At 57.2% G+C, this 18,999-nt stretch carries 24 protein-coding genes and 1 tRNA gene; 10 read left to right on the top strand and 15 right to left on the bottom strand.

Annotation, left to right across the window (positions count from 1 at the left end):
- Positions 1–14: 14 nt before the first annotated feature.
- Both GOB87_RS02745 and GOB87_RS02740 read right to left on the bottom strand, forming a co-directional pair.
- Positions 15–1,121 carry a BMP family ABC transporter substrate-binding protein gene (locus GOB87_RS02745; RefSeq protein WP_166313013.1) on the bottom strand — a complete coding sequence of 369 codons (1,107 nt, stop codon included), beginning with the start codon at positions 1,119–1,121 and terminating at the stop codon, positions 15–17.
- Positions 1,118–1,693, bottom strand: coding sequence for a nicotinamidase (locus GOB87_RS02740; RefSeq protein ID WP_338421415.1), 576 nt, complete (start codon positions 1,691–1,693; stop codon positions 1,118–1,120). Before GOB87_RS02740 ends, GOB87_RS02745 begins: the two co-directional genes overlap by 4 nt.
- A 103-nt stretch (positions 1,694–1,796) precedes the next feature.
- Here GOB87_RS02740 and GOB87_RS02735 point away from each other — a divergent pair, with 103 nt between their 5' ends.
- Together GOB87_RS02735 and GOB87_RS02730 are read left to right on the top strand one after the other, a co-directional pair.
- Positions 1,797–2,621 (top strand): YdcF family protein, encoded by an 825-nt coding sequence (locus GOB87_RS02735; protein WP_264806497.1) that lies wholly within the window; start codon positions 1,797–1,799, stop codon positions 2,619–2,621.
- Positions 2,618–3,835, top strand: a complete 1,218-nt coding sequence (locus GOB87_RS02730; protein WP_166313011.1) for a DUF2075 domain-containing protein — start codon at positions 2,618–2,620, stop codon at positions 3,833–3,835. Before GOB87_RS02735 ends, GOB87_RS02730 begins: the two co-directional genes overlap by 4 nt.
- A gap of 3 nt (positions 3,836–3,838) precedes the next feature.
- Here GOB87_RS02730 and GOB87_RS02725 read toward each other — a convergent pair whose 3' ends face one another.
- Positions 3,839–4,882, bottom strand: a complete 1,044-nt coding sequence (locus GOB87_RS02725) for an ABC transporter substrate-binding protein (protein ID WP_166313010.1) — start codon at positions 4,880–4,882, stop codon at positions 3,839–3,841.
- Between the two features lie 176 nt (positions 4,883–5,058).
- On the opposite strand from GOB87_RS02725, the gene GOB87_RS02720 reads away from it, so the two are divergent.
- A tRNA-Asn gene (locus GOB87_RS02720) sits at positions 5,059–5,134 on the top strand.
- A 118-nt stretch (positions 5,135–5,252) separates the two neighbouring features.
- Here the strand turns inward: GOB87_RS02720 and GOB87_RS02715 are convergent.
- From GOB87_RS02715 to GOB87_RS02675, 9 genes are all read right to left on the bottom strand, one after another.
- On the bottom strand, positions 5,253–5,726 hold the full coding sequence (locus tag GOB87_RS02715; RefSeq protein WP_166313009.1) for a RuvC family protein: 474 nt from the start codon (positions 5,724–5,726) through the stop codon (positions 5,253–5,255).
- On the bottom strand, positions 5,723–6,439 hold the full coding sequence (locus GOB87_RS02710) for a hypothetical protein (protein WP_166313008.1): 717 nt from the start codon (positions 6,437–6,439) through the stop codon (positions 5,723–5,725). The genes GOB87_RS02715 and GOB87_RS02710 overlap by 4 nt, the downstream gene beginning before the upstream one ends.
- Positions 6,439–6,786 carry a hypothetical protein gene (locus GOB87_RS02705; RefSeq protein ID WP_166313007.1) on the bottom strand — a complete coding sequence of 116 codons (348 nt, stop codon included), beginning with the start codon at positions 6,784–6,786 and terminating at the stop codon, positions 6,439–6,441. Before GOB87_RS02705 ends, GOB87_RS02710 begins: the two co-directional genes overlap by 1 nt.
- Positions 6,787–6,863: 77 nt before the next feature.
- Complete coding sequence (locus GOB87_RS02700) at positions 6,864–7,637, bottom strand: terminase large subunit domain-containing protein (protein WP_166313006.1); 774 nt, start codon at positions 7,635–7,637, stop codon at positions 6,864–6,866.
- The gene (locus tag GOB87_RS02695; protein WP_194303178.1) at positions 7,630–8,238 is read right to left on the bottom strand and encodes a hypothetical protein; all 609 of its coding nucleotides are present in this window, start codon (positions 8,236–8,238) and stop codon (positions 7,630–7,632) included. Before GOB87_RS02695 ends, GOB87_RS02700 begins: the two co-directional genes overlap by 8 nt.
- Positions 8,223–9,035, bottom strand: coding sequence for a hypothetical protein (locus GOB87_RS02690; RefSeq protein WP_166313005.1), 813 nt, complete (start codon positions 9,033–9,035; stop codon positions 8,223–8,225). The genes GOB87_RS02695 and GOB87_RS02690 overlap by 16 nt, the downstream gene beginning before the upstream one ends.
- Before the next feature lie 334 nt (positions 9,036–9,369).
- Positions 9,370–9,564 carry a helix-turn-helix transcriptional regulator gene (locus tag GOB87_RS02685; RefSeq protein WP_166313004.1) on the bottom strand — a complete coding sequence of 65 codons (195 nt, stop codon included), beginning with the start codon at positions 9,562–9,564 and terminating at the stop codon, positions 9,370–9,372.
- 100 nt (positions 9,565–9,664) lie between these two features.
- A complete protein-coding gene (locus tag GOB87_RS02680) occupies positions 9,665–10,534 on the bottom strand; it encodes a hypothetical protein (RefSeq protein WP_166313003.1) in 870 nt (289 codons plus the stop codon).
- 371 nt (positions 10,535–10,905) lie between these two features.
- A complete protein-coding gene (locus GOB87_RS02675) occupies positions 10,906–11,076 on the bottom strand; it encodes a hypothetical protein (RefSeq protein ID WP_166313002.1) in 171 nt (56 codons plus the stop codon).
- A gap of 172 nt (positions 11,077–11,248) precedes the next feature.
- Between GOB87_RS02675 and GOB87_RS02670 the strand changes: the two genes are divergently transcribed.
- Entirely contained in the window at positions 11,249–11,455 is a 207-nt protein-coding gene (locus GOB87_RS02670; RefSeq protein ID WP_198911702.1) for a helix-turn-helix domain-containing protein, read from the top strand.
- 1,081 nt (positions 11,456–12,536) lie between these two features.
- Here the strand turns inward: GOB87_RS02670 and GOB87_RS02665 are convergent.
- Complete coding sequence (locus GOB87_RS02665) at positions 12,537–13,751, bottom strand: tyrosine-type recombinase/integrase (RefSeq protein ID WP_166313001.1); 1,215 nt, start codon at positions 13,749–13,751, stop codon at positions 12,537–12,539.
- 369 nt (positions 13,752–14,120) lie between these two features.
- On the opposite strand from GOB87_RS02665, the gene GOB87_RS02660 reads away from it, so the two are divergent.
- Positions 14,121–14,438, top strand: a complete 318-nt coding sequence (locus GOB87_RS02660) for a hypothetical protein (protein WP_166313000.1) — start codon at positions 14,121–14,123, stop codon at positions 14,436–14,438.
- 70 nt (positions 14,439–14,508) lie between these two features.
- Positions 14,509–14,670 (top strand): hypothetical protein, encoded by a 162-nt coding sequence (locus GOB87_RS02655; protein WP_166312999.1) that lies wholly within the window; start codon positions 14,509–14,511, stop codon positions 14,668–14,670.
- A gap of 31 nt (positions 14,671–14,701) precedes the next feature.
- Here the strand turns inward: GOB87_RS02655 and GOB87_RS02650 are convergent, their stop codons facing one another.
- The gene (locus GOB87_RS02650; RefSeq protein WP_194303176.1) at positions 14,702–14,956 is read right to left on the bottom strand and encodes a hypothetical protein; all 255 of its coding nucleotides are present in this window, start codon (positions 14,954–14,956) and stop codon (positions 14,702–14,704) included.
- A gap of 125 nt (positions 14,957–15,081) precedes the next feature.
- Between GOB87_RS02650 and GOB87_RS02645 the strand changes: the two genes are divergently transcribed.
- Positions 15,082–15,633, top strand: a complete 552-nt coding sequence (locus tag GOB87_RS02645) for a phosphate-starvation-inducible PsiE family protein (RefSeq protein ID WP_166312998.1) — start codon at positions 15,082–15,084, stop codon at positions 15,631–15,633.
- A gap of 92 nt (positions 15,634–15,725) precedes the next feature.
- Here GOB87_RS02645 and GOB87_RS02640 read toward each other — a convergent pair whose 3' ends face one another.
- Positions 15,726–16,028 (bottom strand): hypothetical protein, encoded by a 303-nt coding sequence (locus tag GOB87_RS02640; protein WP_194303175.1) that lies wholly within the window; start codon positions 16,026–16,028, stop codon positions 15,726–15,728.
- 364 nt (positions 16,029–16,392) lie between these two features.
- On the opposite strand from GOB87_RS02640, the gene GOB87_RS02635 reads away from it, so the two are divergent.
- From GOB87_RS02635 to fumC, 3 genes are all read left to right on the top strand, one after another.
- The gene (locus tag GOB87_RS02635; protein WP_166312997.1) at positions 16,393–16,662 is read left to right on the top strand and encodes a putative hemolysin; all 270 of its coding nucleotides are present in this window, start codon (positions 16,393–16,395) and stop codon (positions 16,660–16,662) included.
- 166 nt (positions 16,663–16,828) lie between these two features.
- A complete protein-coding gene (locus GOB87_RS02630) occupies positions 16,829–17,383 on the top strand; it encodes an HdeD family acid-resistance protein (RefSeq protein WP_166312996.1) in 555 nt (184 codons plus the stop codon).
- Positions 17,384–17,497: 114 nt separating this feature from the next.
- Positions 17,498–18,943: a class II fumarate hydratase gene (fumC, locus tag GOB87_RS02625; RefSeq protein ID WP_166312995.1), complete on the top strand. Its 1,446-nt coding sequence runs from the start codon at positions 17,498–17,500 to the stop codon at positions 18,941–18,943.
- Positions 18,944–18,999: the final 56 nt, after the last annotated feature.

The following is an 18,999-nucleotide window of genomic DNA, read 5'->3' as shown; positions in this document are numbered from 1 at the left end:
CCATGACGTCGTTTTCAGACAAGACCCGTCATCCCCTGCACGGCCCAGTCCCATTGATAGATCGCCTGATCGTCCATGATCTCTCCGGCCGCCACACGGATGCGTCCACTCGCATCACGAATAGGTCCACGAAATGGTGTCTCGCCCGCCAGAATCCGATCGCGCACGGCATCCGCCCTTGCCGCGATCTCCGGCGGCACGGTGGCCCCCCAGACATCGCGGTCCACTCCGTGACCGAGAGTGAGAAACGTGCCCGCCGCCTTCCATTGTCCGGTCAGGCGCGCGCGCACCTGTTCGATATAGAAATGTGAAAAATCGAGCACGACTGAACTGACATAAGAATCAGGACCGAAACGGCGCATATCGAGATTCCACATCGCCGCTTTCAACCCTCGTGCTTGCGCCACGCGCAGATAGGCCGGGTCATCCGTGATTCCACATAGAAAATCGCATCCACTGTCCGCCAGCGCACTTGCAGCCTGCGTTGCCGCCTGCGGATCGAACCATGAATTGATGGAAATCACGTTCATCGTGCAGGCCGGATTGACCGACTGCGCGCCCAGCAATGTCGCGTTGGCGCTCGCGATGACAGAAGGGACGGGAAACGTCCCGACATAACCAAGACGATTTGTTTTCGTCATCAGACCGGCCGCCACACCGATGATGTAGCTGGCATACCAGTGCGTAATGTAATACCAGCCCAGATTGTCCGTCACCCGTGTACCGTCGCACTCAAGAAACGCCACGTCAGGCGCCCGGTCCGCCACATCCTTGATGAAATCGCCATAGTTTGAGGTAGCGATAACCATTTGCGCACCTTCCGCCACGAACTGGCGAAAAATTCGGGTCGCATCCGCAGAATACGGCACCGTCTCGACATAGATGGTGCGCAGCTTTGGAAAGACACGCTTCATCTTCTGGATGCCAAGTTCATGCGCGGTGGTCCATCCACCATCCGTAATAGGACCGACATGCCCGAAGGCGATCAGCGCCTCTTCTTCCGCCAACGGCGCGAAGCGGGTCTGTCCGGGGGCTGCCTGCGCAGGCAAAAGCCCGCAGCCTATCCCTGCCCCAACGCCCGCCAGAAGATGACGGCGCGTGAGTAAACCATGTCCCTTCATGCTCCTAGCTCAGCAGACAGAAGAAGCGGAATGCCGGCTTTTCTCAGTTCCTTCGTCGCATCCGCGCCTGAAGCAATCCCCCGACACGCATCCTCCACCACCAATGTTGCAAAACCGGCCTTCTGGGCATCACGAGCGGTCTCCGTAACGCACACATCCAGCGCCAACCCCGTGACAAACACACGCGCCATACCCATGGCGCGCAGCCATCCCTCAAGACCTGTCGTGGCTGCACCACTGTTGTCGCGAAACGCCGAGTAACTGTCTGCTGAGGGAGACAACCCCTTGCGAAGAATCAGGGCTACGTGACGTTGATCCAACCCGCTTGCCAGCTCCGCGCCAGTCGTCCCGGCGACACAATGCGTCGGCCATTGGCCGCCCTGTTCACGGAACGAGCAATGCGTGGGGGGATGCCAATCCTGCGTCGCCACAACCGTTCCAAACGGCAACGCCGAGAGACGGTTGATCACAGGAATGACGGCGTCCCCTTCTCCAACCGGCAGCGCGCCACCGGGCAGGAAATCGTTCTGCACGTCCACCACCAAGAGGGCGTCATGGGAAGAAAGCTTCATCATGGCAGCACGATAGCGCGTGACGCGCGCGCTGTCTTTACTTCGATAACGAAATGACATCCCAACCCACATTGCCTCCCTTTCATGAGGGGACTATGGCTTTGTGCGCGATGAAAAAGGAGGTGGCGGCATGTTCCTGATCGGCAAGTTGCTGACCATGACGATGATGCCAACAGCGCTGCTTGTTGAGCTTTTGCTGCTGGGCCTTCTTTTCCGCCGTCACCGCACTGGCCGTATGCTGGTCGGGGGTGTGGCCGTCCTTCTTGCCCTCTGCCTCGTCTGTCCCGTGGATCAATGGGCTATCCGCCCGCTGGAAGACCGTTTTCCACAGGTTCGCACGCTATCTCCCCATGTGGACGGCATCATCGTGCTGGGAGGCTCGATCGACGATCTTCTCAGCGAAGACCGTCAGACCCCTGTCACGGGTCAGGCCGGTGACCGTCTGACAGCCTTCGCCACGCTGGCACGACATTACCCGGACGCAAAGCTTATCTTTACAGGAGGCTCCGGTGACGTGACGCAAGGCGTCACGAATGAAGCGAAATGGGCAAAAATCCTGCTCGCAGGCATCGGCCTGCCGCCTGAGCGGGTTGTGTGGGAAGACCGCTCTCGCACCACACGGGAAAATGCCACCGACAGCTTCACCCTTGTTCATCCCAAGCCAGATGAAACGTGGCTTCTTGTAACATCGGCCAGCCACATGCCGCGTTCGATAGGCGTCTTTCGCCGTATCGGATGGAACGTAACCCCCTACCCGGTCGGTTATCTTTCACGCGAGCATCTGCGCGCCTACTCCCTGTCGCTGGGCTCACGCATGGCCGTGCTCGACTGGGCCGCTCATGAATGGATCGGCCTTGCCGCTTACCGCATGCGGGGCTGGACCGACAGGCTCTTCCCCGCCCCACTGGACATGCCGGAAGCACGATGATCCTTTCCGAAACAAACAGCGCGCTACAGCGTCTTTCCCCCATCCGTGATCTGACGTCTCAGCAGAAGGAACTGGTGACCACCATCATACGCTTCTGCGAAACGCACCGAGCGGACAAACACGCGGTCCTCGTGATCGAAGGCGATGCGGGAACCGGGAAAAGTCTCGTCCTGAACACAGCGTTCACGCGCATACAGGAGGAAGCACGCAGTCGGGACACCAAAAGCTGTCTGCACGGGACAAACAACATTCTCCTCGTCAATCATCCCGAGATGATCAAACTCTATCGCAACATAGCCGCCGATGTCCCGGCCCTTCGCAAACGCGACTATGAACGACCAACCACCTTCATCAACGCCGCCCACAAGAACGGCGCACACACAGACATTGTGTTCGTGGATGAAGCCCATCTCCTGCTCACCCGAAGCGATGCCTACAATCATTTCCGACAGAACAACCAGCTTGATGAAATCCTCAAGCTGGCCCGCATCGTCGTGATGGTCTTCGACCCGCGCCAGACACTCAAGTTCAAGGGATACTGGGATCTGGACCGTCTGGAGAAACATCTGGGCGACATCCCGCATGAAACCGTGCGACTGACGGAGCAATTCCGGGTTCGCGCCCACCCCGATGTCATGCGCTGGATACGCGCCCTGTGCGACGGACGACTGCTTCCTCTCCCGGCAAAACAGGATTTCGATTTCCGAATCTATGACGACGCTGAAACGATGTATCACGACATCCGCACTCTGGACGCGCGCTACGGCCTGTGCCGCATTCTTGCGACCTATGACTTCCCCTACACGCTCAACGGCGCAGACCACATGGTGAAGGCCGGCTCCTTCCACCTGCGCTGGGACCGCAACCAGCCCAATCATCCACTGCCATGGGCTGAGCGTGCAGATTCCATCGATGAAGTGGGATCGGTCTACACCGTTCAGGGTTTCGACCTGAACTGGGCAGGAGTGATTCTCGGTCCCTCTGTCAGCTACGATTCAAAGTCAGATCGCGTGATCTTTCTGCCTGAGCATTATGAGGACAGCGCCGCTTTTATCGGTCGTGAAGGAGTAGCCGACGTCACGGCGGCAAAACGCCACGTCATGGCCAACGCGCTGTTTGTCATTCTCACGCGCGGTGTGCACGGCCTGTATCTGCACGCGACCGATCCCACTCTGGCCCACAGATTGCACGAACTGACCGCCGCACGCAGCTGAATGTCAGATATGGATCACGTCACGGCAGACGGACGCGGCGAACAGATCTGACGAGATGGTGTCAGGCAAACGACCGATCAGCTTCAGTTCATCGGCATATTGCGCCATCTGATCGCGCAACCAGCGGCCCAGCAAATGCACAGGGGCTGGTTCATGCGCCAGCATGTCGGTCACATCCGCCAGTTCCATGTCCACCAGATGGGGCGCAAGCAGAGACGCTACATCCTTGCGGTGTTTTTCAATCCACCGGCACGCATCGCGCAGCGCCAATGTCAATGCCGCCGCGCCCTGTGGGTCGGTGTCGATGAAACGGTCGGACAGCCCCAGAACCTGATTGACGCGCTCGGCGTAATGTCCCGTTGTGGAACCGAGCAATTCGAAAAGTGTGGCGGTGTTGTCCATGCGTAACTGCCACCCCAACGTGTCGTGGGTGATGATCGCGTCCATGTCCGGCGCGGCCACTACGCGATCGAGATCTGCCTCCGGCACGGAACGCCAGTGCACATCGCCCGGGTTAAGCCCCTTGCGACGCATCTGGACCGAGAGAAAACAGCGATCGGACGAATCATCATTCGGAACAATGACCGTGCGTCCGATCAGGTGCTCCAGTCGCGTCATCCCACTGCGTTTGCGCACCAGCAACCGAAATGTCCCCGCACTCAATCCGGCAACAAGACGAGCCGGAACGCCCGCGTGCAGTCCCGGCAGCCAGGATAAGGCCGGCGCAACCGCCGCTGCGAAATCGTCATGCGTAAGCGCGGAAATGGCCTGATCGCCCGTCACCATCGGACGGATTGTCACATCGAGATTATAGCGGGTGAAAAATCCACTCTCACGCGCCACGATCAGAACCGGATCAACCTCCGGATCGGGCCATGCGAGGGTGAGACTACGCGGCTGACCGTCGAGTGGCAGATGCGCACGATGCGGGCGATGCCCCTTCCACCACAGTCCGCCACCGAGAAATGCCAGTCCACAGGTACCTCCGGCAGCTACAAGCAGACGTCTCCGACTGCGCTCTTGCCGGACGTACGCTTCTGCCTTCATTCCTCGCCCCTTTGTCCCTGTTTTCCGCACCGAAGCACAAGCCAGCTCAGTCAGTGCCGTATCGCTATGCCCTTGCTGCCCTTCGGTTTATGCGATGTCAAAACCATGTGCGAAAAATCTTCCTCTAAAGGCTTTACGACGCTGCCAAGGTTGAGTATACGGTCGCCCACGGCTGATCCCGAATAGCTCAGTTGGTAGAGCAAGCGACTGTTAATCGCTGGGTCGTAGGTTCGAGTCCTACTTCGGGAACCACCGCCGCTTATTTTTCCATACAAAATCAAATAGTTACAACATTCTTGTTGATGTTCGCCCTGCATGTTGTCCCTCTTGCGGACCGACATTCAGAGCGCCGTTCTGAGGTGTTGTGAGACTATTTCCGCGCTCGACATGCGTAAGCCCCGATCAGCGCGGCCTCTGCCCGCCCGTCGTCCTTCACGCGCTTGAACTGATCGGCAGCGGTCGGGAAAAGCTGCATTGCCCTAACTCTCGCTCCGCCCTTGTCGGCAGGGCATCCGGTGGCCTTCTTCCAGACGGCTGGCGTCACGGTCGAAAGCGGCTTACCAAGAGCAGCGGCCACACCCTCGATAACACCAACGCCACGACCGAACGCGAACGCTCCGACGGCACCCTCGCCCGGTCTGGTGCTGACCTTCTCAAGCCATATCTCAGCCGGGTCATGCGCCCTCAGCATTGTCGCCAGTAGCGGAGCAGACACGACGTTGCGCTGCTTCTTCGCCACGGTGATGGCCACGGTCGGCATGTCGAAGACCTCAATCAGGTCGCCAGCATCGGACAGGATGGCGATTGCGCCGCTGTTGCCGGGGTCGATTGTGGCAATGGTCATCGGCCCATACTCCATTGAATGGGTGGTCGCGGGCGGATGCGCTGCTCTCCACCCCACACCGCCAGCGCTGTGGCCAGCACGAGGTCGTCATGGATGCCTTCACGCCACGCTTCCATCGTCTCATTCCCGTGCGCGGTCTTCTTCACTCTGAACCCCTGCAATTCAGATTTCAGAGCTTCGGACGCGGTGGCCTGCGATGTGAGTTCGAGCCGGTCCTCGGAAAACGCAATGTCCAGCGCAGACGCCAGCACCGACTTCGGAACATTCGCCTCGCGGGAGTTCGGCCTGTTCACCTTCGAGCCGCCAGTGATCGACACGCCGACAAGCGCCAGTCCCATTTCACGCATGGTATCGACCACCGGTGCGCCGACGCCCGTACGGTCCACGAACAGAGCGGGCGGCACGGGTGCCGCAGGCAGTTGTCCGATAACATTCTGAACAGATCTGGCAATATCGGGATAGGATGTGCCCCGTGGATAGCGATGCACGTTGCGGATGCGGTAGCGCCACGTCACCCGACGCTGCGCGGTCTGCGCCGCAGGCTGGAACTTTGTCCGCTGCCAGCGCTGGCGCTCGCAAAGATAGACTTCCGCCACGCAGATCGCCGTAAAATCCTGCGACTTTCCGAGATCGAGCCCGATGGAATAGCCGTCAAGCTGCCCTTCGGTGATGACGCGGCGGTCTTCCACGATCTCCGTGTAGGAACCGATCATCACAGGCTGACCGTAGCAGCCGGGTGATCAGCCGGATCTTCGAAACCTGCGTAATGCAGCGTGCCCGGCACCACGGTGAAAGGGCCGCCCTGATACGTGACACCAACAGTGCCGATACAATCGGTCAGCACTTCCTGCGCGCCCGGCTGAATGGTGATGCGGCCGCCGTTTGCGCGTGCTCCATCCGGAACAGTGGGTGCCTCGGTTTCTCCAGACGCGTACCAAAGAGAAAGTGGAGCAGAGCCGTCATTGCTGACCAGCAGGCCGGCACCGGCATCACACTCAGGGAAAGTCACGCTTGCCAGTCCATGAATGGGCACCGCTGGCACTGAAATTGCACCGCTCACACCACTGGGACCGGTTTCAGTCGCAGCGAGATTCATTGCCCCCGATAAGAAAAGACGCCGTATCTGCATGGATTACCTCAGAAATTGAGTTCGAGCAGAGGCACATCACGGGAGAACGCCCGCTCGATGGCCTCATCGGAAAAAAACTGGTCGTCAGCCTCGACAAACCGGCACATGAACTCCTGAGCAAACTTGTGCGGTCCGTATTCGGATTTCATGTCTTCGAGGTAGTCAGCGCTGATTCGTGGCACCTGAAGGGCTGTGACGCTCTCCCGCTGCCACTTGGGATCGCCACCGGCCCAGGCATGATAGAAATGGCCGCGCTTGCCGTTGGGCGTGCTCATGAGCACCAGACGCCCGTTACTGGTCGCCAGCATCGGCAGGAAAGCCTCATACAGACTGTCGTGAACGAACGCAGCCTCATCTTCCACGATCAGGTTCGGAGCGGAATAGCCACGGATGCTGTCGCCGTCACCCGGCAGACTGACGATGCGGGAACCATTGGCGAGCTTCAGCTCGGTCGCCGCCTCCTTTACCAGCCGGGGCGGGCCTTCCATCGTGTTGATGTGGCCATAAATCTTGGCAAGCAGTTCCGAACTCTGACGTTGAGCCTTGGAGAAAAGCAGGATCAGGGAATTAGGATGATACATGCCCGTATGAAGCCCCAGCACGGCGGTTGTGCTGGTCTTGCCCGCCTGCCGGGTGCAATTGAGCAGGATCCGGTTGCTGGTCGAGTTCAGTACACTGCCTTGCCATGGGTCGGGCTCAAACCCCAGACGCTCACGGGCGAACAGCACAGGGTCGAGGCCATGCCGGATGTCGCGGGCCATATCCTGCGCCAGATCAGTCATCAATCACCTGTCCGAGCGCCTGCACCACAGCGGCACGGGCATCGGGGAACGGAGCCAGCGCCGTGAGGATACTCCCCTGCACGACCGTCCAGCCGGGCGCGTTGACGATGTTGATCTGCACGCCAGCACGGGAGCCTTCGCCGGTCACACGGGCCTGACTGTCCAGCACGCCACGGGCTTCACGGATGGCGGCGATGGCGTCCTTCAGCTTGCCGGCCTTCTCCGCCCGGTCGAGCAGCGACATGGCACGACCACGCAGTTCTTCAAGCTGGGCGACAATGCCAAGCGTCGGCTCGATCTCATCAGAGGCCAGTCCAGTCGCCTTTTCCAGCCGAGGCAGGAGATGGTCCGTGTAGTGTCTCTGGAGGGCACGGGCCGTGACGCCGGGGAACGCCTCCGCAACCGAGGCGCAGGACGTATCCGGGTTGATGAGAGCCCGGTCGATCTCCCGTGCCAGAGTGTGGGTGCAGATGCTGCACGGACGGCCTCTTTTGCCTGCCGTTTTTTTCGTCGCGCTCACCACGGTTGGAGCAATTTCGCCACCATTTTCGTCCGACGGTTCTGCGGCGTTTTCGGGAGGGATTTTCACTCGCAGACCCATACCCCGTTCCGCTCCAGCCATGCCGCTGCCAAGGGCACACGCAAGGTCGTGAGACGGGTCTTGTCGCTGTCAGTCAGAAGGTGGGCTGGGCGCACGCTGACAGTGACTCCATCACGCCTGATCTCATCGACCAGCATCCGGCCATCGTCCTCGGGTGTCTCCAGCTCATCCGTGTGAAAGGATGTCTCACGGATCCAGACCATGGCAGCCTGCCGGATTTTTTCGAGATAGCTTCTGACCAGATGCGGCTGGATGGCATCGCAGGATCGAAAAACCTTCTCGATTTCGGCAAGAGGTTTATCGAGTGCCGCGATCTTCTGTCCGGCGTCGAGTCCGCGATCAGTCAACCCAAGAGCGACATCAGCGCCAAGCGCTGCAAGATTCAGGCGAAAACGTCCGTCAGTTTCGTTCCAAGCCCAGGGATCGCCGGGAAGTACATCGCCCAGATCTGACAGCATAACATCGACAGTCATCTCTTCAGGAGTGAAGAATTTCGGTCGCTCCGGGCGGGTATTATCTGAAACAGTGCTGTCATGAATCGCAGCAAGGCGATGACAGGTCTTTCGTGCCTGTTCCAGATCGCCAAGTGGGCCGACCATCGCCCACGTGTCGTCGAAGAACACGACGCAAGGCGCGAAAAGCGGGTTATTATGCTGATCGTGCATTCCGTGAACCCATAGATGCAGCGCAGACGTCCAGTCGATTAGACCATCGGAAACGATATACTCCGTCGCGGTGCATTTCCCCGATTTGATGTGCGGGACCGGCAGTTTCTTCTCAAGGATTGCGTCATTCATGCCCGCACCTCCTCATTACGAGAAGCCGCGAGTGCCGCAGCAACCGTCCGGAATACGGACGGATGACGATCACCGGGCCATATTAAACCGACGCGTGGCTGACCGTCCGATCCGAGAGCGTCAGTCAGGAAGACAAGGCGTGGAACTGGGTGGATTCGTACATAGCTCGGGCGTTTACGCTTTTGCAGGCGCATTTTCAGCACTTTCTATAGTGCCGCTACAATTTTCTTATGGACAGACGGATCCGAAAACCGCTATCAGGAGGGTGTTGATTTCCTCTTGATGCTGATTTTCAGATCGCCGTCCTGTCTAATCGCAGGCGGCGTTTCTGTTTTCAGGCAGCTTTTGGGCGCAGGGATGCGATCCAGCGTTCGTAGCTTTCCACTGTGATCAGCGTCCGGCTTCCGACCTTCACGCGCTCAAGCATCGTGTTCCGGTAAACGGTGGCTCGGCTTAGGCACGTTTCGTGCATGACGTCTTCAATTCGCAGGAAGCGGCGTCCCTGACTGTCTGGCTGTGGAATGCTCATCTTGAAACTTCTCCGTTCGCTGTGTGCGTCGTGTTCTCTCTAGACGAAGCAGTCTGACTGTTCGTAGGGGGACATTTTTTTATTTCTGTGATTTTCCCCCTCACGCGGAATTCTCTATTTTGTCGTCTGCCAGAAGTTGGCGAATCAAATCCGCTATCGCATCATGGTTGCGTCCATCATTTGGCAATCCCGCCCATTGAGTCAGCCTTTGCAATTCAGGTAGAAGATCTGTGCTATCTTTTCGATTTACGCTCTGGCACACTTTCGAAATAATCAGCTGCATCCAACGTATTGATAAACTTGTGCGTTCAGACCCATTAACAGTATTTACTGAAATATCTTTCCCATAAATTTCATTTAGGAATGTCCTCAACTTCAAAATAAGCGCTCTCTTTGACCAATCCTTTTTTGCTCCTCGCTTTATGGAAATATTATTTATTTGCTCTAATCTATTAGATATCAGATCGTTAATAATATCTATCGACATAGGAAGCCGAGCAATTATTCCTTGGATGTTATTTTTGATTTCATGGCTGTCAGCATCAATTGATGTGCTTCCTGATGCTTGAAATTGCTTGACCCATAAACTGACTGGGTCAGAAGGGATCCCTAAAGACAATTGGCTGCAAAGAACGGGAAGTATCTCTCTCGCGTCTTGTGATTCAGAAGAATCTCCTGCACATAGTAATTTAAGGCCGCGTTCTGACCATTTTTGCATCTCCACAAGCCACTTTTTTAATTTTATTATTTCTGATTTTCGTCCTTCATCTTCATTTGAATAATTTTTTCGTTCCGAGAATATATATTCAATAAATATATGATTTATAACGCTGGAGAGATCAACGTTACATTTCTGTATACGATTTATATTTAATTCTTTTTCGATGAAAAAAAGAGTTTCATTTGAGACGTTAGGTTGATTTCTAATTTGAATCGGGCCCGTTTCTTTTGGGATATGAATTTTACGCATTGAAATCTCGCTTTTCCTTCATCCTAAGCACCTCGACTCAGTACCGCGAGCATGAGATGTGAAACTTACCGACGGCAACGCCGATCTCGCGCCACGATGCGCCAGCCTGTCGCATCGCAATCAGGCGTTCCACCGTGGAACGGGGCCATTGCTTCCGAGGGCGCCCCATTACGGGGCACCTTCTGAGGTGACGCGGTGTTCGGGGTCACCAACCTCGGGGGCCTGTGCAGATTTGCATTCTGCCCTCCCTTGGGGTGCCTCCTTTACGGAGACGCCCTTTGTGCCGGCAATGGCGATGGATGCCGTGAGGATCTCGTCGTGTGCCTCTTTTGCCAGAGGCGTGATGTTACCTTTGGCGGTTTCCTGCGGACTCATCGCACGGCCTCTACGGCATAAGCGTGGCCTGCGGTGACGGGATCAGGCGATCCGAGCCCATAGACAGACAGCGCAATGAGGAATGAAACGAGGATAGCCGCCAGAATGTTGGCGTGTGCTTCCTCTGCCTGCTTTGATGCAGGCGTGCTATGGGCGTTCTCAGTCATGTCCGAAACTCCGGTTCGGTTGTGGTTAGGCCGGGTTTGAGAGCTGCAACTCTCTACCCGTCCGATGTTGGCCTTTCAGCCAATGTCAGATATAATGACTGACATAGCACAAAGTCAACTGTGAGAACCAATGTTGGATATAAAACCTGAGCAATGCCTGGGAGCCCGCGCCATGTTGAGGCTGACGCGGGGCGATTTGGCTGAGGCTGCTCAAGTAGCAATCGCGACGTTAGCAGACTTTGAAGCTGGCAAGCGCACCCCTCATCCCCGCACCCTCGCAGCTATCCGCTCCGCCCTGGAATCCGCCGGTGTGGAGTTCATTGCTGAGAATGGCGGCGGCGCCGGAGTGCGACTGAAGAAAGAACGCGGTGAGGCCTAAACCCCCCACTCCATTCGTCTCTTGATGTTCATTACCGTTGACGGCGCGACACCGATCTTCTGAGCCACTTGTCGCAGGGTCATTTTCTTTCCTCTGGCCGTGCTCAATATCCTACGCACTGCCGCACGTCGTTGAGCGGCCGTGGTCAGGTTTGATGGCAGAGTGGCCCGCGTCGGTCTCTGGTGAGTCTGCCTTTTCCTTTGAATCCATCATCATGCACCTCCGCCGCCAATCGTCGGAGGCTTCAGTAAACGAATAGTTAATAATTAATATCCTTTCACGCACCGTTTACCGGCTTGCAGGCCCCCCAACCCCCTCAAATCTGAGGAGGTAGAACACCGCCCTTTCAAGACGGTGGGCATAGGTGCGGACAATCAAACACTGTGTTCGGGACGCATGGGTCGGGTGCGCATGCCGCTGGTGTCGCGTTTCATTACAGAGAGCGGTCTGGGTGCTGGAATTAAGCTGAGGAAAGAGCCTCCTTCCCCCTCTTAAATTAAGGCTACTGGCACTACCGATACCCTCTGGAGTGCTTGGGGAAAGCTTTTTTTCAACGTTCCTAAAGTAAAATAAAAATCTACATAGGGCATCAATTACGTTTATTTGATTAGTGTAATTAAGAACTTCGATTTCGTGTGCGATAGCTCCATTAATGCGCTCCCAATTATTATCTCTCACCGAAAATTCCTCAAAAAAAAGAGGCCCCACGGGCCTCCAAACATATGGGTACAATCAATATTATTAATTATTCGCGGGATGCTGAGTGTTCTTCGTCACCATACCCTTCTACAGTATCTAAAACCTCTCCAACAATTTCTCGCGTAAGTGTAGACCCCTCTCCCCGAAGCCCCATTACCAAACTGACTCGCTGCAACCGCTTCTCTGACGAGGTCATAACGTGCTTGCGAGCACGGTCGACTAAAGCCCCGTAATCCAACACTTCCATGACATCTCCCCTAAGAACGCAACAACAAAACAAGAACACCTTGACATGCGATACCAAACGTGAATCGATAATCGTGTCGTCAAACAAACTACGGATGAAAAATCTTCTTGACAACACATATTGAGCATTGCGCTCTTAACATTTGGTTGAAATGAATTTAGTGTAATAATACCACGTCTCTATCATCTCCCGCCGCTTCTCGAACAGATCCCCACGTCGATAAGCGGCTTCGACCTTGTTGCTGATGGCGTGCGCCAGCGCCATCTCAGCCACTTCGCTGGGGTAATCCGTCTCTTCGGCCGCCCAGTCGCGGAACGTGGACCGCAGGCCATGGACGGTGACGTCCTTCGTGCCCGCTGCAATATGAAGCGCCTTCGATAGAGCTACGTCTGACAACGGCTTGGCTCGCTTCTGGCCGGGAAACACCAGATCACCGGCACGCTCATCACGTAGAGGCAAGACCTCCTGCAGAACGGCCACAGCGCCGTCAGACAGAGGGACGCGGTGCTCTTTCCCCATCTTCATCCGGTGCGCCGGGATCGTCCACATACGGGCGTTCAGGTCGATCTCTGACCATGTTGCGTTGCGAGCTTCTCCAGACCGGCCAGCAGTCAGACAGGTGAAGCGTACGGCCTTGGCGGCCATTCCCTGAGATTCGGCCAGAGCGGCCATCACACGCCCAATATCTTTACGATCAATGGCCTTGTGGTGCTCCACCTTGGAAACATTCGAGGGCTTGGGGAGAATCGCGGAAATGTGGCCTTTCCATCGTGCTGGGTTCTCGCCTGCCCTCCAGCCATGGGTGCGAGCGTAGTCGAGAATGCGCTCCATCCGACCACGGAGCTTGTCCGCGGTTTCCGTCTTCTCCACCCAGATCGGGCGAAGAATGGAAAGGATGTCGCCAGTCTCGATCTTGGCGACGGGCTTATCACCAATCAGGTCATAGGCATGCAGTTCCAATGACCGCCGCCAGTTCTTCGGACGCAGTGGATCACGCCAGCCAGCCGCTTGGTCGGAGATGTATCGCTCAGCCACATCACGGAATGAGATGCCCGCCTCTCGCTTTCTGATAGCGTTTTCGCTCTGACGCTGCTCCAGTGGATCAACCTTCTGGTTAAGCTGGCGTCGTGCGTCCGATGCGAGCATACGGGCCTCGGCCAGAGATATGTCATAGCCAGACCCGAGGCTCATCTCCCTGCGTTTGTCGGTAACGGGGCTTTTATAGCGGAAGGTCCATATCCGGGATGCGCCACGAACGACCAGCCAGAGGTTCCCACCGTCACACAGATCACCCTCTTTGTGGGCTGTGATCTGTCTGGCCGTTAAACGGTTTGGTGCAAGCCGACTCATAACCTTATCCGCCCCTCTTTTTGCCCCTCTTAAAACATGCGTTTAGCAGAGTCGCGGCGAGAAGTACAGAGATAATGAATATGACAACTCACTGTATTTTATAACGATTCTTGACGCTTCCAGAGACATTAAGAGACGCAGGTTTCCTTCCTACTTCGGGAACCACCGTCTTTCTCCTGAAAATATCGTTCTATCGGCCGTTCACTTCGGTTCGAACAGGTATTCCGCCCACGTTTGGTAGAACGCCCCGCTTCATAAGCGAAAATGACAAGGTTGGCTTGCATCCACCTTGATCCCCTCCCGGGTCCAGAAGGTTATAACCCTCTCGCGCAAGCACCGTGTCCCACACGTCTGCCGAGGAAAGACCCGATGAACAAGCTCTTCGCCCTCCTTATTGCCGGAGTCGCTCTGACTGCGAGTCAGCCGATACTCGCTGCGGAAACACAATCCTGCACATCCGGAGTCTGCCAATCCACTGAAAAAGGATGGAAAACCGTTCGCAATGGAACGGTGAATGCCGCACATTCCACCACCAAATGGAGCGAAAAGACCGGAAAGAAGATCGGCACATGGGGAAGCCACACCACCCATAACGTGGGACAATGGGGTTCGCACACGGGCCACAAAATCGGACAGTGGGGCTCAAATGCGACAAAAGACACCAAGCACTTCTTTACGGGAAACTGACGTTCACACGCGCCACGTCTCTCTGCTCTGAGAGCCGCAAAAACCGTTTCCATCCACGAAGGACATGACGATGAGCGAATATCGCATTGAGGAAATCAAGGACACGGGCGGCAAAACTGTTCGGTGGGAAATCTACCACGAAGACACACTGATCCGCTCCTTCACCGATCAGACCGAAGCCGAACGCACCCTTGCCGACTTGCGGAGCAAGGAACAATTCCCGTCCACCTGAAATCACTTCGGGTTTGAGCCGAAAAACCGTCTCATTGAGGCGGTTTTTTTATGTCCGCATCCTCACCGCACGGGCCAGGGACCCTGATGATTCCCTTTGCACGCATCCGCCTTGGCTTGCCCGTCAGAGGATTGATCCGCGCAGGCCGATTTGCCTGCGTCGTGTCGGGCACGACATGACATGCCAGACCTTCCGCCCGTCGGGCCGCAGCAAATCTTTCGGCATGAGAAAGCTGCGCTGCCTGATACAGCACCTGCTCACCAAGCATGACCTTGTGCTGTTTCATGATTCTTCCTTTTTCGATCCACGAACAGAAAAGCCTTGGACGGCTGTCGTCATTCACCGCCTCGCGCATCCGTTTCATGTTAAGAATGCCGATACCTTCTGCCTGAATATGAAAAAGGGAAAGCGATGTCAGCGCAAGATGAACCGCGTGGCCCCGGCGATCCGTTCACGCGCGAAGCTACGCGCCTTCGGAAAAATTTTCTTGAGATGAATCTCTACGAGGGATTCGAACTGGCCATCATGCTCGTGCTGACGGCCCTCATCATGCTCGTAACACTGTTCGCGACATGGAATCTGACCAAGGAAGTCTGGCAACTCGTTCTGGCGCAACGGATCGACCCCGGCGACATGCCCACTTTCCAGACCGTTTTCGGCAATATCTTCACGGTCATCATCGCGCTGGAATTCAAGAGTTCGCTGCGTATCAGCCTGTCTCCCAACAAGGATGTCGTGCGCGTGCGCACCATTGTCCTCATCGCCCTGCTGGCCGTAGCGCGGAAATTCATCATTCTCGACCTGCATGAAGTCAATCCAGCCGAGATGTTCGCCTTCTCTGCCGCCGTTCTGGCGCTTGGCGTGGTGTACTGGCTGATCCGTGAGCAGGACATCCGCGTGGCGAGCCGCACCGAGCCAACCGTTCCTCTCACACCGCCCCATCAGGATGCCGGACACGGATAAGGAACTCCAACGAAAAAGGACGGCTCCGAAGAGCCGCCCTTTCCTGACAGACAAGTCGAGGCATCCGAAAACGCCTCACTCCTGATACGAGATCAGTTGTTGTTGTCGTCTTTGTGGTGCTTGTGGTGATGCTCGCCGGACTGGTCGTTCTGACCACGGTCACCGTCGCGACGATCGCCTTCACGGTGCTCACCATCGCGACGATCACCGTCACGACGATCACCATCGCGGTGCTCGCCACCCTGCATGCCACGATCGCCCTGCGGACCGTGGTCGCCCTGCGGGCCGCCACGATCGTCGAACTGACCCGGACGGTTCTGATTATCGTCCTGAGCGTGCGCTGCGAGCGGAGCTGCGAAACCAAGAGCCGCAACGAGCAGAAAAGCCTTTTTCATTTACCATCTCCATCTGGTGGTTGAGCGGCAACATGCCGGAGAGAAATGCCCAAAACATGACCACCGTGTAACAGAGTGAGACATTGATCGGCACCGCCGTTACATGTCCTACTCCGTCCTCTCCATGGGGGAACGTCATGAGCGAAATCGGCTCTCCTGTCGCCCCCTTATCTGGCATATCCCTGCCGCATTCCCGGCTCCTACGGCACAAATAGCCTCCACCCCCAGCCGAAAGCCGCAGAAAATACGTATGACCTTTTCATGACAGGGCCGCATGGGCACATGGCAGCATTGACGCTTGAACATATAGCCCCCCACATCGAGTCATCCTCTCCCCTATCGTAATCACAAGGAACGAAATTTCATGCCCCTGCCCTCCATCTCTCTGCGCCACGCTCTCTTTATAACGGCCGGCAGCCTCCTTCTCGTCGGCTGCGCATCTGCCTCTCATCCCCCACATCGGATCGGTATGCCTAACCCCGCCTCGGCTTGGTGCATCAAGCAGGGAGGCCATCTTGAAATCCGCAAGGAAAGCAGCGGCTCGGTAGGCTATTGCCACCTGCCGGACGGACAGGTGGTGGAAGAGTGGGCCCTGTTCCGCGCAGCCCATCCGAGCGACGGCATACCGCGCTAAAAGCAAGCGAGGCGCCCACACTCATTGCGGGAATGCGACACATCATTGCCGCTTCCCGCATCAGAAAATACCATTCGCAGTGTATTGCGTGCGCCCCAGAACGAATGTCCCGAGAGGACGTTATCTGGATACGCTCCCTTTCACTTTTCGAACAGGATTCCTCTCCATGAACACTCTCGCGGGAAACCGCTGGCTCCTCTTCGTCCTACTCGGCCTGGCCAGCATCGCTCTGGGAGCCGTGGCGTGGATCGACGCCATCTCGGTCACGCTCGCCAGCACCGTCATCTTCGGCGTCCTGTTCATCATCGCAGGCGCGTTCCAACTGGTTCATGCTTTCGCATTGCGTGACTGGGGCAGCTTCTTGTTCACGCTCCTTCTGGGCGTGCTCTACATCGTCGGCGGCGGTCTTCTGATCGAGGAACCCGCCACAGGCTCCGTCGTCATCACGGTGTTCATCTCCATCTGCCTGATTATCGGTGGCGCAATCCGCTGCGTCATCGCCTTCCAGAACCGTATGCTTCCGGGCTGGTGGCTGATGCTGCTCGGCGGTCTCGCCACGCTTGCCATTGGCGTCATGCTCTACGCTACGCTGCCATGGTCAGGACTATGGCTGGTGGGCACACTGATCGCCTGCGAACTGATCTTCGCCGGTGTGGGCTGGATCCAGTTCGGCCTCGCCCTGCGTCGTGGCTCGGCCATCATCGAAACACGCACGTTCTGAACCGTCCCGCGTGACAGCGGCATACCTCCTCCGCTGTCACGGTTTCGCGAGAGGTTCGCAACAACCCGTCTAAAAATGTCAGGGTGCGCCCGCCATTCCATACGGGAGGAAGACATGAGCGAATCCCACACCCTGCGCGACATCCCCATCGGTATCGACGCCACCGGCAACCGCACCGAGAGTGACTCGATGGGCAAGATCGAGGTGCCGGCCGATCATTACTGGGGCGCGCAGACCCAGCGCAGTCTCATCCATTTCTCGATCGGCCGCGATGTCATGCCGATCGAAGTCTGTCGTGCCTACGGCATCGTCAAAAAAGCTGCTGCCCTCGTAAATCTGGCCGACGGGCGCCTGCCGAAATGGAAGGCGGACGCCATCATCCGCGCGGCCGACGAAGTACACGCAGGCAAGCTCGACAGCGAGTTCCCGCTCTTCGTCTGGCAAACCGGCTCTGGCACCCAGACGAACATGAACGTCAACGAAGTGATCGCCAATCGCGCGATCCAGCTTCTGGGCGGCGAAATCGGGTCCAAGACACCCGTCCATCCGAACGATGACGTGAACATGGGGCAGTCGAGTAACGACTCCTTCCCCACCGCCATGCATGTCGTCACCCTGCTGGAAATCGAGAACACCCTTCTTCCCCGCGTGGAGGAACTGATCGCCGCCATTCGCAAGAAAGCCGATGGCTGGATGGATGTGGTGAAGATCGGCCGCACCCATCTTCAGGACGCCGTGCCGCTCACCGTCGGGCAGGAGTGGTCCGGCTGGGCACAGCAGCTTGAGGATGCGCTGGATGCTCTCAAAGCCTCACGCGGGGGCCTCGCCCAGCTTGCCGCAGGCGGCACGGCTGTGGGAACCGGGCTGAACGCCCCGCAAGGCTTCGGCAAAGCGATTGCAGAGCAGATCGCAAAGCTGACAGGCAAACCTTTCGTCACAGCCCCCAACAAATTCGCGGCTCTTGGCGGGCTGGACGCCATGGTTCGCGCCTCCGCCGGTCTGCGCGGACTTGCTGTCGCACTGATGAAGATCGCCAACGACATGCGTTGGCTCGGTTCTGGCCCCCGCTGCGGTCTGGGCGAGTTGCATCTGCCCGAAAACGAACCCGGCTCCTCCATCATGCCCGGCAAGGTGAACCCCACCCAGTGCGAAGCGATGGTGATGATCGCCACACAGGTGATGGGCAATGACACCGCCGTCGCCTTCGCCGGCGCACAGGGCAATCTCGAACTCAACGTGATGCGCCCTGTCATCGTCGCGAATGTGCTGCACGCCGTCCGCATTCTGGCCGATGGATGCCGCAATTTCCGCACGTTCTCCGTGGAAGGCACGGAACTTGACCGCAAGCGCATCGCCCGCAATGTCGAGGAATCGGTCATGCTGGTCACGGCGCTCACCCCCGCCATCGGCTATGACAAAGCGGCTGCCATCGCCCATCGCGCCATGGAAAAGGGCGAGACCCTGCGGGAAGCCGCACTTGCCTCCGGCGTGGATGAGGCGACGTTCAACCGCTACGTAAACCCCAAGGATATGGTGGGACACGGCTTGGCGGGAGCCTGAATGGACAGCGTGGTCTCTGGCCGCGCCCCGCCATCATCGGTAGGAAGACAAGGCGC

The sequence above is a fragment of the Acetobacter estunensis genome (assembly GCF_011516945.1).
Taxonomy (GTDB): Bacteria; Pseudomonadota; Alphaproteobacteria; order Acetobacterales; family Acetobacteraceae; genus Acetobacter; species Acetobacter estunensis.
The sequence above is the reverse complement of the archived record's forward strand: the minus strand, read 5'-3'. Positions and strand labels throughout refer to the sequence as shown.